We start from the raw sequence: 12,074 nt of genomic DNA, 5'->3' as shown, positions 1-12,074 counted from the left end.
CGTCCCGTGCGGGGCGACGCGCACGGACGAGGAGGCGACGGGTGGAGCGGCTCGAGCGCGACGCCCACGGCATCCCCCACCTCACCGCCGACTCCCTCACCGGCTTGGCGCGCCTGCACGGCGTCGCCACCGCGCAGGACCGCACCTGGCAGCTCGAGCTCCTCCGTCGCCGCGCCACCGGCACCGTCGCCGCCCTCGTCGGCCCGGCGGGCACCGCGTGGGACACGCTGGCGCGACGCGCCGACCTGCCCGCCCTGGCCCGCCGCGCGTTCGACGACCTCGACGCCCCCACGCGCGACTTCCTCGCCGCCTACGCCACCGGCGTCACGTCGGCGCTGCGCGACGACACCCCCGAGCTGCTGGCGCTCGACGCCGCCCCCGGCCCCTGGGAGCCCTGGACGCCGGTCGCCGCCCTGCTGGGCCACAACGTCCTCTTCGGCACGTTCCCGCAGAAGCTGTGGCGCCAGCGGGTCGTGGACGCGCTGGGCGAGGAGGGGGCCCGCCTGCTGTCCGCCGAGGGCGTGGCGACCTCCGGCAGCAACGCGTGGGCGGTCGGCGGAGCACGCACGGCGTCGGGCCTCCCCCTCGTCGGCGGCGACCCGCACCGCGTCATCGAGGCCCCGGGCGTCTACCAGCAGGTGCGGCTCGTCCTCGACGGCGGGTCCGACGCGGCCGGGTTCGAGGCGGCCGGGTTCGACGTGGCCGGGTTCGACGTGGCCGGGTTCGCCTTCGTCGGCGTCCCCGGGGTGCAGCACTTCGCGCACGCCGGGGAGGTCGCGTGGGCGATCACGAACGCCATGGCCGACACCGAGGACCTGTACGCCGAGTCGTTGCGGCGCCGCGGCCCGCACGTCGAGGCCCGCGGCACGGACGGCTGGGAGCCGGTGCGGGTACGGCGGGAGTCGATCGAGGTCCGCGGAGGCGACCCGGCGGAGGTCGAGGTGGTGACGACGGCCCGGGGTGTCGTCGTCCACGAGGGGCCGGCCGCGGAGGGCGACGACGGCTGGACGACCGTCGCGGCCACGAGCCTGCGCACCGCCCCGTGGGTCGCGGGCCGGTGCGGCCTCGACGCGCTCCTGCCCCTGCTGCGGGCCCGCACCGTCGACGACGTCGACCGCGCCCTCGACGCCTGGGTGCTGCCCGTCAACAACGTCGTGGTCGCCGACGCGCGCGGCGCCGTGCGCTACCGCGTGGCCGGGCTCGTCCCGCGCCGCCCCGACCGCCACCGCCGCGGCGTCGTGCCCGCGTCGCAGGCGGGACCCGACGGCGGGTGGAACGGGTGGCTGAGCGACCTGCCCCGCCACGACGTGCCGTCCGGCGGCCAGGTCGTCACCGCCAACGAGCGCCGCGGCCCGGAGAGCGAGCCGATCGGGGCGTCGTTCGCGCCGCCCCACCGGGCGCGGCGCATCACGCAGCTGCTCGACGGGCGCACCGGGCTCGACGCCGACGACTTCGCGGCCGTGCACCGCGACACCCTGCTGCTCGCCGCCGCCCGCACACAGGCGGTGCTGGCCGCGCTCCCCGAGCCCGGCCCGGCCGGGGTGCCGGTGCGCGCCGCCGTCCTGGCGTGGGACGGCCACGCCGACGCGGGGTCGACCGGCGCGGCCGCGTTCGCCGCCTGGCGCTCCGCCCTCGTGCGGCTCCTGGTGGCCGAGCCGGTGTTCGACGCGCTGCGCGACCCCACCACGTACGGCGGGGAGCTCGCGCCGTACCAGTCCCTCACCGCCCGCCTCGCCCTCGCGCTCGACACCCTGCTGGAGGCCGACCGCCCGTTCGGCGTCGACGTCGCCGCGCTGGCCGTGCGGGCGTTCGAGGACGCCGCGGGCCACCCGGCCACATGGGGCGAGACCCACGTGCTCGACCCCGCGCACGGCTTCGAGCTGCTCGGCGTCGACCTCGACGCGCACCCGGTGCCGCTGGTGACGCCGCGCGTGGCCCTCTCGGGCGACGGCGACACGGTGCGGTGCACGGGCTCGCTGCCGGGCACCACCGACGCGAGCTGGCGCGGGTCGGTCGCGCGCTACGTGTGGGACCTCGCCGACCGCGGCCGCGGGGGCTGGGTCGTGCCGCTCGGGGCCTCCGGGCACCCCGGCCCCCACTCCCACGACCAGCTCGACCTCTGGGTGCGGGGCGAGCTGCTGCCCTGCCCCCCCGACCCGCGCCACCCACCGTCCCGAGGAGGACGCATGACCGCGCCCCAGCCCGAGCCACGGCCCGATGCCCCGTCCCCGGCTCGCCCGGTGCTCCACGAGCGGCGGGTGCCCGGCCTGGGCCACCTCACCCTCGCCGAGCTCGACCCGGCCACCGAGGCCGAGGTCGTGCACGCGTGGACGCGGGAGGAGCGCGCCCGCTTCTGGATGATGGGCGACAAGTCGCTCGAGGAGGTCCGCGACATCTACGCCTGGATCGACGAGCAGCCCACCCACGCGGCGTACCTCGTGCGTCTCGACGGCGAGCCGGCCGCCCTGTTCCAGACCTACGACCCGCGGGCGGAGGAGGTCGGTGACCTCTACGACGTCCGGCCCGGCGACGTCGGCGTCCACCTCATGACGGGGCCGCCCACCACGTCCCGGCCGGGCTTCACCCTGCAGGTGGCGGCGCTCGCCCTCGGCACGTGCTTCGCCGACCCGGCGGTGACGCGGGTGCTCACCGAGCCCGACGCCCGCAACGCGAAGGTGCAGGCCCGGCTCGACGCGATGGGAGCCACCCGTGGGCCGGAGGTCCGGCTCAGCACGAAGCCGGCCGTGCTGCGCTTCGTCGACCGCTCGACGTACGACGCCCTCGTCGCCGCGCTGGTCGACGCGCGGGGCTGAGGCCCGCGCGGGGGGACCGGGAAAAGGCCGGAGCCCCCGGCGCACGAGGCGCCGGGGGCTCCGGACGGTGGGGTGAGTAACGGGACTTGAACCCGCGGCCCCCTGGACCACAACCAGGTGCTCTACCAGCTGAGCTATACCCACCACGACCACGCGCACGGCTTGCACCGCGACGGGCCGGGAAGAAGTGTAGCGGCACTCAGGGGGTGCTCGGACCACCCGGGTCGGCGACGGGGGCGTGGAGGCCGGTGAGGGAGCCGCCGTGGCGCTTCGCGATCTCCTGGGCCTGGGCCGACGTGGGGCCCGGCGACGGCACGAAGACGGCCTCGCGGTAGTAGCGGAGCTCCTCGATGCTCTCCTGGATGTCGGCCAGCGCCCGGTGGTTCCCCCGCTTGGTCGGGGCCTGGTAGTAGGCCCGCGGGAACCAGCGGCGCGACAGCTCCTTGATCGAGGAGACGTCGACGATGCGGTAGTGCAGGAACCCCTCGAGCTGCGGCATGTCCCGCGCGAGGAACGACCGGTCGGTGGCGACGGTGTTGCCGGCGAGCGGCGGGCGGCTGCCGTCGGGGCAGTGCTGGCGCACGTAGGCGAGGACCTCCGCCTCGGCCTCCGCCAGCGGGAGCCCGCCCTCGAGCTTCTCGAGCAGGCCGGACTTGCCGTGCATGTCGCGCACGAAGTCGCCCATCTGCTCGAGCGCCTCCGCCGGGGGCTTGACGATGATGTCGACACCTTCCCCGAGCACGTTGAGCTCGAAGTCGGTGACGAGCGCCGCCACCTCGATGAGGGCGTCGGCCCCCAGGTCGAGGCCGGTCATCTCGCAGTCGATCCACACCAGTCGGTCCGTCACGACGGACCACCCTACCGATGCACCGGCGGGCCCGCGTCGCCACCGACGAGACCGGCTCAGGATGGGCTCAGGGAACCTCCCTAGGGTGGTGCGTCGCCACCACAGGTCACGAGGGAGACGAGGTCGACGAGGATGGGCAAGCCGGCGAGCAGCTCGACGGAGGGCGCGGCGTCGCGCGCGGCGAGGGCGGCCGCCGCCCGCCGCGAGGCGCAGCGCAAGGAGCGCCTGCGGGAGATCGGCATCGTGGGCGCCGTCGTGGGCGTGGTAGCCGCGGTCATCCTCGCGGTGGTGCTCCTCACCGGGGGCGACGACGGGGACGGCGGCGACGCGACCGCCCCGGGCGTCGGCAGCTCCTCCGGCCCGTCGAGCACCTCGAGCGACGCCGGGGCGAGCGGTGCACCGGGCGCCGGTGACGGCACGAGCTCGCTCACCGGCGAGGTGACCGAGGACTACGGGATCGCGTTCGGCGACCCCGAGGCCGAGCACCGGGTCGTCATCTACGAGGACTTCCTCTGCCCCTTCTGCGGCCGACTCGAGCGGGAGACGAACGACGACCTCACCCAGCTCGTCGACTCCGGCCAGGTCGTCGTCGAGTACCGCGCGTTCAACCTGCTGAGCCGCGTCGGCGACTACTCCGAGCGCGCCGCGAACGCTTTCGCGGTCGTGATGGACACCGCCGGCCCCGACGCCGCCAAGGCGTTCCACGACCTGCTCTTCGCCAACCAGCCCGCCGAGAGCGGCGCGCTGCCCGACGACGACTGGCTCGTGGACATGGCGGTCGCCGCCGGCGCGGACGAGGAGGCCGTGCGCGGCCCGATCGAGGACCTCGCGTACGGCGACTGGGTCGCCGCGGCCACGGACGCGGCGACGGACAACGGTGTGCGGGAGACGCCCACCGTGCGCATCAACGGGGAGGACGTGGACGGACGCACCGTGGCCGAACTGACCGACGCGACCTTCGCGGCCGTGGGTGGTCGCCCCTGAGCGCGACGTACGACGCACCCGGCGCCCGGTCGACCCCTGCGGTCGGCCGGGCGTCGGCGTTCAGGACGGCGAGGCGTCGGTGACGTCGGCGACCGTGGCGTCGAGCGCGCCGAGCATGGCCTCCGCGTCGACCGTCAGGCCCACGCCGTGCTCGCCGCCGCCGAGGGAGACGGCGCCGCCGCGGACCCGCTCGTCCGCGACGACGGACCAGGGCCCGTGGGGGCCGGGGCGCGCGCCGAAGGGCGTGATGGTGCCGCGCTCGTAGCCCGTCGCGGCCAGCGCCTCGGAGGCCGGGGGCATCGAGAGCCGCGTGACGCCGAGCAGCGCCCGCAGGCGGGGCCAGGCGATCGTGCGGTCGCCGGGCACCAGCACGAGCAGGTAGTCGTCCTCGCCCCGCCGCACGACCATCGTCTTCACGAGACGGTCGGGGCCGACGCCGCGGGCGGCCGCGGCCTCCGCCAGCGAGCGCACCGGGCCGTGGCGAGTGACCGTCACCTCGAGGCCGAGCGCCTGCGCCGCGGCGAGCGCGCGCTCCGCGCCGCCCGGGCCCGCCGCACTCACCCGGGGAACCCCGTGACGCCGTCGCCGCCGCCCGGTGCCCAGCCCAGCGCCGGGCCCAGCGAGCCCGCGAGGTCGGTGAGCACCTGCACCTGGTCGTCGAAGGAGAAGGTGAAGGGCAGCGCGACGACGACCTCGTCGACCGCCCGGAACCCGGCGTGCGCGCGCAGCGCGGCCACCAGCTCGTCGGTGGTGCCGACCAGGTCAGGCGCGAACAACATCCGCGCCGGGCCCTGCGGCTCGCGGGTGCGGGGCAGGCGGGACGCGGCGTACTCCTCGTAGCGCCGCCGCTGCTCGGGCGTCGCGCTGTCCGTCGGGATGACGACGAGGCCCTGCGAGACCCGGGCCCGGCCGGGGTCGGGGTGCGCCGCGCGGAAGGCGTCCACCTGGGCGCGCTGCACGCGGGCGAAGTCGGTGTCGTCGCCCTCGGCCCGCACCACGCTGCTGGTGAGGAACCCCAGGCCCTGCTCCCCCGCCCACGTGGCGGAGCGGAGCGAGCCCCCGCCGTACCAGACCCGGTCGGCGAGGCCCGGCACGTGCGGCTGCACCCGCTCGGAGAACTCCTCGATGCCCTGCCTGCCGCTGAACGTGCTCGCCGGCTCGCCGCGCAGCAGGCGCAGGAGCCGCAGCACCCGCTCGTAGGTGAAGTCCTCGACGTCGGCCGAGTCGGGGTAGAGCGAGTGGCGCACGTGCTCCCACTGCATCGGCGGCCCGACGCTGACGCCCGGCTGCAGGCGCCCGCCCGAGAGCACGTCGACGGTGGCGAGGTCCTCCGCGAGGCGCAGCGGGTTCTCCCAGCCCAGCGGCGTGACGGCCGTGCCGAGCCCGATGCGGGTGGTGCGCTGGCTCGCGGCCGCGAGGAAGGTGAGCGGGGAGGAGATGCCGTGCTGCAGGTGCCGGTGGCGCACGTGGGCGCTGTCGAACCCCAGCTCCTCGCCCAGCTCGACGAGCCGCAACGTGGCCTCGTGGCCCGGGCGGGGGTCGGCGGGGTCGAACAGCCCGATGGTCAGGAACCCCAGGCGGCGCAGCGGGCGCTGCGCGTCACCGCCGCCCGGCCCGCTCACGCCTCAGCGCACCGCGTCGAGGGCGGCGAACTCGTCGTCGCTCAGGTCGATGCCCGCGGCGGCGACGTTGGACTCGAGGTGGTCCACGCTCTTCGTGCCGGGGATGGGCAGCACCGCCGGGGAGCGGCGCAGCAGCCAGGCCAGCGCGAGCTGGGCGGGCTCGGCGCCGTGGTCGGCGGCGGCCTGGGCGAGCGGGCCGTCCTGCTTCGACAGCTCGCCCGTGGCCAGCGGGAACCAGGGGATGAAGCCGATCCCCTCGGCCTCGCAGTAGTCGAGCAGCGGCTCGGCGTCGCGCGTCGTGAGGTTGAACAGGTTCTGCACCGTCGCGATCTCGGTGACCGCCCGGGCCTCCTCCACCTGCGCGATGGAGACCTCGGAGAGCCCGACGTGGCGCACCTTGCCCTCCTCGCGCAGCTTCGCGAGCTCGCCGACCTGGTCCTCCAGCGGGTACGCCGGGTCCACCCGGTGCAGCTGGAACAGGTCGATGGCCTCCACGCCGAGACGGCGCAGGCTCAGCTCGCACTGCTGACGCAGGTACGACGGGTGGCCCAGCGGCACCCACGCGTCCGGACCGGTGCGCAGCAGGCCGGCCTTCGTCGCGATCACGACGTCGTCGGCGTAGGGGCGCAGCGCCTCCGCGATGAGCTCCTCCGCCACGGTCGGGCCGTAGGAGTCGGCGGTGTCGAACAGGGTGACGCCGAGCTCGACGGCGCGGCGCAGCACGGCCAGCGCGCCCTCCCGGTCGGCCGGCGGCCCCCAGACCCCCGGACCGGTCAGCTGCATCGCGCCGTACCCCAGCCGCACGACGGGCAGGTCGCCCCCGATGCGGTAGGAACCGGACGCCTGGGCGGGCTTCGCGTCAGTCACGCCGACCACCCTGCCACCGCGGTCAAGAGACGTCACGTGCCCCGCGGGGAGCCGTCCGCGACCTCCACCACGCCCTGCTCGGCGAGCTCGTGGAGGGCGGCGAGGGTGCCGCCCAGCGCGTCCCCGTCCGGCGGGGCGCCGAAGCGCTCCACGAGACCGGTCGCGACCGTCGGGACCGGCACCCACCCGTCCTCGCCCACGAGCTCGACCAGCGCGCCGGCCAGCGGGGACAGCACGAGCACGGTCGCGTCCACCATCACGGCGCACTCCTCGTCGCCGGGGTAGACGTCCCGCACCCGCCCGGTACGGCGGACCCGCCCGCTCACCGCGCGTCCTCCCCGCACCAGGCGTCGAGCAGCGGCGCCAGGGTCGCCGCCTCCCGGTAGCGGACCCGGCGCAGGCCGCCGGCCCGCTCCACCACCGCGGCGAGGCGGTGCAGCGGGCGCGGCGTGCGCGCCAGGTAGGACGTCTGCCCGGCCAGCTCGGCCAGCGCGCGCACCACGGTGACCTCCTCGACCTCGGGCACGTCGGGGCCCTCGGGGTCGCGCTCGAGCACGGCGAGCGCGCCGACGACCGGCGCCGCCGGCGGCCGGGCGAGGCCGAGCGTGTCCGGCGCGACCTGGTCCTTCAGCACGGCGCCCGGCGCGGGGATCACCGACAGCGGCTTCGGGTAGGCCAGCACGCGGCCGTCGGCGTCCACCCCGGCGGTCTCGTCGCTGAGGTAGCCCCAGCGGGCGCCGAGGGTGCGGGTCGTCGTCGTCTTGCCGGTGCCCGACGGGGCGACGAGCACGGCGACGCGGCCGGTGGTCGGGTGCGCGAGCGCGCAGGCGTGCAGCAGCACCAGCTCTCCCGCGCGCGCCTCGAGCAGGCGCTGGGTCACCGCCGGCGACAGGTGGTGCAGGAGCGTCGGCAGGTCGGTGGCCGCCGTCGCGCCCCGCCCCCGGGCCGCCACGACCACCTCGGGGCGCGGGTCGAGCACCACCTCGAGGTCGGGTGCACTGCCACCGGCACCGGCGGCGTGGTCCGGCTCGGCGGGCACGCGGCAGCGGGCCCACGCCTGCTCGACGGCGGCGTGCAGCGCGTCGCGGTGCGCGCCGCCCAGCCGCAGCCGCAGCGTCGCCCCGAGCCCCGCCACGACCACGTCCTGCCCCGGGTCCGCCCCCGGGTCCTCCCCCGGGACGTCCCCGGCTGGCACCATCACCGCGTGCACCTCGCCGACACGACGACCCTCGCCCGCAACCCGGCGACCGTCTCCGCCCGCATCGAGGAGACCGTGGTGCTGCTCGACGAGCAGCGGGAGCACCTCGAGCTCGAGGGCGTGGGGATCACGGTCTGGGAGGCGCTGGCCGCGCCCACCACCGTGGGCGCGCTGGTGCGGCTGCTCGCCGAGGAGTACGACGCGGACCCCGCCACCGTGCGGCACGACGTCGCGCCGTTCCTGGGCGAGCTCGTGCGCCGGGGCGTCGTGCAGGCGGACCCGGACCGGGTCTGAGCCCGGAGCCGGGCCCGGAGCCGGGCCCGGTAGCGCCCCCTCACGCCGTGCCGCCCGCGCGGAGCACCCGCCGTACCAGCGTGGCGACCGGGGGCACGGTGGCCGCCAGCTGGTCGGCGACAGCGGCGTGGACGCCGGCGTCGCGGCCCATCGGGTCCGGCACGTCGAGGTCCTGCTGGGCGACGGCGACGCGGCGGCCCGAGAGCGACCGCACGACCCGTCGTACCCCGTCGGCGGGGGCGGGCTCACCCACCTCGGCCTCGAGGGCGGCGAGCTCACGCAGGGTGAAGGCCCGGTGGAGGACGGCCGGGGCGGTGGCGACGGTGGCGGTGCGCACGTCCCGCGTCGCCGCGAGCACGAGGTCGGCGGCCCCCAGCAGGTCCGCCGTGGCCCGCCGCGAGCGGAAGCCGGCCGGGTCCCCGCCCAGCCGCGCCAGCTCGGCGGCGGCCAGGGCGTGCATCTCCCACCCGTCCTGGGCCCCCACGCCGACACTGCCGAGCGTCACGGTGCCCGCGGCCACCTCGGGGGCCAGCTCACGGGCCAGGAGGCGCTCGGCGAGGGGGGAGCGGCAGATGTTGCCGACGCAGGCGACGAGGATGTGCACGGGCGCAACGTTCGCACGACACTCGCCCGTTCTGCTGCGGAAGCGCGGCGACGCAGTGGACCATCGTCCGGTGGCACCGCCGGGGTCGCGCCACCGGACACGGAAGGTCATGGATGTCACTCGCTGACTACCTGCTCGCGCTGCGCAACCACTGGGTGGGAGCGGTCGCCCTCAGCCTCGTCGGGCTGTGCGCGGCGCTGGCGTACTCGTTGAGCCAACCGGCGGTCTACGCCGCCGACGCCAACGGGTTCGTCACTACCGGGGCCGGGGCCGGGTCGGGTGACAACGTCGCCCTCGGCTCGGTGGGCGACGCGCTGTCGAAGTCGCGGGCGAAGTCGTACGTCGACGTGGCGACGAGCCGCGCGACGGCGCAGCGGGTCATCGACCAGCTCGACCTCGACGCCTCCCCCAGCGGTCTCATCGGCCAGATCGAGGTGGAGCAGCCGGTCGACACGGTGCTGCTGAAGATCACCGCCCGGGCGTCCTCCCCCGAGCTCGCCCAGGGCCTCGCCGACGCGTGGGTGACCGCCCTGGCCGCCGAGGTCGAGGAGATCGAGAACCCCGACGCGGTCCCCGACGCCCAGGTGCCCGAGGTGCGCTCCATCGAGTCGGCGGCGCTGCCGTCGTCGCCCATCTCGCCGCAGCCGATGCGCGACGGCGCGCTCGGCCTCCTCGTGGGCATCCTCCTCGGGGTCGCGTACGCCGCGCTCCGCTCCCAGCTCGACCGCCGGCTGCGCACGACGCAGGAGGTCGAGCGGAAGTTCGGGGTCTCGGTCGTGGGCGCCGTGCCCGCCACCCGCGGGCTCGAGCACGAGCGGGGCGAGCCGGCCGAGCTGGCCGTCGCGGCCAGCGACGAGGCGGCCTCCTTCGCGGCCGCAGAGGCGTTCCGCAAGCTGCGCACCAACCTGTCCTACATGGACGTCGACGACCCGCCGCGCACCATCGTCGTCACCAGCTCGCAGCCCTCCGACGGCAAGTCGACGGTGTCGACCAACCTGGCGGCGGCCATCGCGACCTCCGGCCAGCCGGTCATCCTCGTCGACGCCGACCTGCGCCGTCCCGTCGTCGCCGCCACCCTCGGTCTCGTCGAGGGAGCCGGGCTCACTGACGTGCTCATCGGCCGCGTCGAGCTCGAGGACGTCCTGCAGGAGCACCCGCAGGTGCCGGGCCTGTTCGTGCTCGCCGCCGGCGGCACGCCGCCCAACCCGAGCGAGATGCTGGGCTCCCGCACGATGCGCACGCTGCTGGAGCAGATGGCGCGCGAGCACATGGTCGTGCTCGACGCGCCGCCCCTGCTCCCCGTCACCGACGCCGCGGTGCTCTCGACCCTCGCGGACGGCGCGCTCGTCGTCGTCTCCCACGGCCGCACCCTCGACGGCGAGCTCGAGAGCTCGCTGGCGAACCTGGCGGCCGTCAAGGGTCGGGTGCTGGGCGTCGTCTTCAACCGCGTGCCGCGGCGCAACTCCGCCGGGGGCTACTACGGCACCTACTACGGGCGGGACGACGCGACGGGCGGCCGCCGCCGCAGGGACCGGCGGGGTCGCTGGGGCCGGCGCGGGCCGAGGAAGTAGGGGGACCGGCGCGGCCCCAGGGGGTCAGAGGTAGAGGCCGGTGGCGGAGTCGCCGTACCGGGCGGCGGCGACGGCGTGCACGTCGCGCTCGCGCAGCACGACGTACGTCTCGCCGTGCACCTCGACCTCGGCGCGGTCCTCGGGGTCGAAGAGCACGCGGTCCTCGGGCTCCACCGAGCGCACCTGCGGGCCGACGCCCACGACGCGGGACCAGGCCAGGCGGCGTGCGCCCATGGCGGCCGTCGCGGGGATCACGATGCCGCCCGACGAGCGGCGCTCCCCCGCCTCGCGGTCGAGCTCGACGAGGAGCCGGTCGTGGAGCATCTTCACGGGGACGCCGTCCCCGGCCCCCACGCCCGTGAGGGCGCCGGTCACGAGGTGATCTTGCGGACGACCACGATGAACGTGACGAAGCCCGCGACGCCACCGGCGACCTTGAGGATGTTGTCGGTGCGGGGGGCACCGGTCTCGGCGTCCACGAAGTAGCCCTTGACCGTCGCCACCTCGCGGCGCGCGATCGTCTTCGGGCTGGTGCGGTAGAGCAGCTGGTCGATGGTCGTCGCGAGACGCTCGCGCGTCTGCTCGATCTCGTTCTCGAGCGAGCCGAGGTCGTTGCTCACGTGCACACCCCTTGGGGACAGAAGGACGGTCGGGGCGCAACGTTACCCGTCCCGCGGCGGGTCCGGCCGACGGGCGCGGGGCGACCGCGCTCGACTAGGTTGGGCGTCCCCGCCGGTTCCCTCGAGAGGTTGCGTGCCCGATGACCCAGACCCGTCTCGCCGTGGGCGACGTCGCCCCCGACTTCACCCTCCCCAGCGACACGGGCGAGGAGGTCACCCTGTCGTCGCTGCGCGGGCGCAAGGTCGTCGTCTACTTCTACCCGGCCGCGATGACGCCCGGCTGCACCACGCAGGCGTGCGACTTCAGCGACTCCCTCGACGCGCTGCGCGCGGAGGGCTACGAGGTGCTCGGCATCTCCCCCGACGCCCCGGAGAAGCTCGCGAAGTTCCGCGAGCGCGACCACCTCACCATCACGCTGCTCTCCGACCCCGACAAGACCGTGCTCACGCAGTGGGGCGCCTTCGGCGAGAAGAAGAACTACGGCAAGGTCGTGCAGGGCGTCATCCGCTCCACGATCGTGGTCGACGCCGACGGTCGCGTCGCGCACGCGGCGTACAACGTGCGCGCCACCGGCCACGTCGCCAAGCTGCGCCGCGACCTGGGGCTGGCCTCCGCCTCCTGAGGCGCGCCGAGCGCGCCGGGCACCGACCGGC

General features: G+C 76.0%; 14 protein-coding genes and 1 tRNA gene. 5 read left to right on the top strand and 10 right to left on the bottom strand.

What is annotated here, in order from left to right; all coding sequences use genetic code 11:
* The first annotated feature begins 41 nt into the window (after positions 1-41).
* Entirely contained in the window at positions 42-2,813 is a 2,772-nt protein-coding gene (locus ACOACO_RS17275; RefSeq protein WP_420297526.1) for a GNAT family N-acetyltransferase, read from the top strand.
* A gap of 68 nt (positions 2,814-2,881) precedes the next feature.
* On the opposite strand, the gene ACOACO_RS17270 is transcribed toward ACOACO_RS17275, so the two are convergent.
* Positions 2,882-2,957: transfer RNA gene (locus ACOACO_RS17270), tRNA-His, on the bottom strand.
* Between the two features lie 55 nt (positions 2,958-3,012).
* The gene (orn, locus tag ACOACO_RS17265; protein WP_420297525.1) at positions 3,013-3,660 is read right to left on the bottom strand and encodes an oligoribonuclease; all 648 of its coding nucleotides are present in this window, start codon (positions 3,658-3,660) and stop codon (positions 3,013-3,015) included.
* Positions 3,661-3,792: 132 nt separating this feature from the next.
* Between orn and ACOACO_RS17260 the strand changes: the two genes are divergently transcribed.
* Entirely contained in the window at positions 3,793-4,644 is an 852-nt protein-coding gene (locus tag ACOACO_RS17260) for a DsbA family protein (protein ID WP_420297524.1), read from the top strand.
* 60 nt (positions 4,645-4,704) lie between these two features.
* Here the strand turns inward: ACOACO_RS17260 and ACOACO_RS17255 are convergent, their stop codons facing one another.
* Genes ACOACO_RS17255 through ACOACO_RS17235 form a run of 5 tightly spaced genes read right to left on the bottom strand, consistent with a single transcriptional unit; the run spans position 4,705 to position 8,334 of the window.
* On the bottom strand, positions 4,705-5,205 hold the full coding sequence (locus ACOACO_RS17255) for an aminoacyl-tRNA deacylase (RefSeq protein WP_420297523.1): 501 nt from the start codon (positions 5,203-5,205) through the stop codon (positions 4,705-4,707).
* Positions 5,202-6,266 carry an LLM class flavin-dependent oxidoreductase gene (locus tag ACOACO_RS17250; RefSeq protein WP_420297522.1) on the bottom strand — a complete coding sequence of 355 codons (1,065 nt, stop codon included), beginning with the start codon at positions 6,264-6,266 and terminating at the stop codon, positions 5,202-5,204. The genes ACOACO_RS17255 and ACOACO_RS17250 overlap by 4 nt, the downstream gene beginning before the upstream one ends.
* Positions 6,267-6,269: 3 nt before the next feature.
* On the bottom strand, positions 6,270-7,133 hold the full coding sequence (locus tag ACOACO_RS17245; RefSeq protein WP_420297521.1) for an aldo/keto reductase: 864 nt from the start codon (positions 7,131-7,133) through the stop codon (positions 6,270-6,272).
* 32 nt (positions 7,134-7,165) lie between these two features.
* Positions 7,166-7,459, bottom strand: a complete 294-nt coding sequence (locus ACOACO_RS17240; protein ID WP_420297520.1) for a hypothetical protein — start codon at positions 7,457-7,459, stop codon at positions 7,166-7,168.
* The gene (locus tag ACOACO_RS17235; RefSeq protein WP_420297519.1) at positions 7,456-8,334 is read right to left on the bottom strand and encodes a hypothetical protein; all 879 of its coding nucleotides are present in this window, start codon (positions 8,332-8,334) and stop codon (positions 7,456-7,458) included. The genes ACOACO_RS17240 and ACOACO_RS17235 overlap by 4 nt, the downstream gene beginning before the upstream one ends.
* A gap of 3 nt (positions 8,335-8,337) precedes the next feature.
* On the opposite strand from ACOACO_RS17235, the gene ACOACO_RS17230 reads away from it, so the two are divergent.
* On the top strand, positions 8,338-8,625 hold the full coding sequence (locus tag ACOACO_RS17230; protein ID WP_420297518.1) for a PqqD family protein: 288 nt from the start codon (positions 8,338-8,340) through the stop codon (positions 8,623-8,625).
* Between the two features lie 40 nt (positions 8,626-8,665).
* Here the strand turns inward: ACOACO_RS17230 and ACOACO_RS17225 are convergent, their stop codons facing one another.
* On the bottom strand, positions 8,666-9,229 hold the full coding sequence (locus tag ACOACO_RS17225; protein WP_420297517.1) for a hypothetical protein: 564 nt from the start codon (positions 9,227-9,229) through the stop codon (positions 8,666-8,668).
* A 113-nt stretch (positions 9,230-9,342) separates the two neighbouring features.
* Between ACOACO_RS17225 and ACOACO_RS17220 the strand changes: the two genes are divergently transcribed.
* Positions 9,343-10,800 (top strand): polysaccharide biosynthesis tyrosine autokinase, encoded by a 1,458-nt coding sequence (locus tag ACOACO_RS17220; protein ID WP_420297516.1) that lies wholly within the window; start codon positions 9,343-9,345, stop codon positions 10,798-10,800.
* A gap of 24 nt (positions 10,801-10,824) precedes the next feature.
* On the opposite strand, the gene ACOACO_RS17215 is transcribed toward ACOACO_RS17220, so the two are convergent.
* A complete protein-coding gene (locus ACOACO_RS17215; protein ID WP_420297784.1) occupies positions 10,825-11,124 on the bottom strand; it encodes a GroES family chaperonin in 300 nt (99 codons plus the stop codon).
* Between the two features lie 47 nt (positions 11,125-11,171).
* Positions 11,172-11,420, bottom strand: a complete 249-nt coding sequence (locus tag ACOACO_RS17210) for a DUF3618 domain-containing protein (protein WP_420297515.1) — start codon at positions 11,418-11,420, stop codon at positions 11,172-11,174.
* A gap of 140 nt (positions 11,421-11,560) precedes the next feature.
* Between ACOACO_RS17210 and bcp the strand changes: the two genes are divergently transcribed.
* Positions 11,561-12,043: a thioredoxin-dependent thiol peroxidase gene (gene bcp / locus ACOACO_RS17205; protein WP_420297514.1), complete on the top strand. Its 483-nt coding sequence runs from the start codon at positions 11,561-11,563 to the stop codon at positions 12,041-12,043.
* The last annotated feature ends 31 nt before the right edge of the window (positions 12,044-12,074 follow it).

This window comes from Nocardioides sp. CPCC 205120 (assembly GCF_048654585.1).
Taxonomy (GTDB): Bacteria; Actinomycetota; Actinomycetes; order Propionibacteriales; family Nocardioidaceae; genus Nocardioides.
The sequence above is the reverse complement of the archived record's forward strand: the minus strand, read 5'-3'. Positions and strand labels throughout refer to the sequence as shown.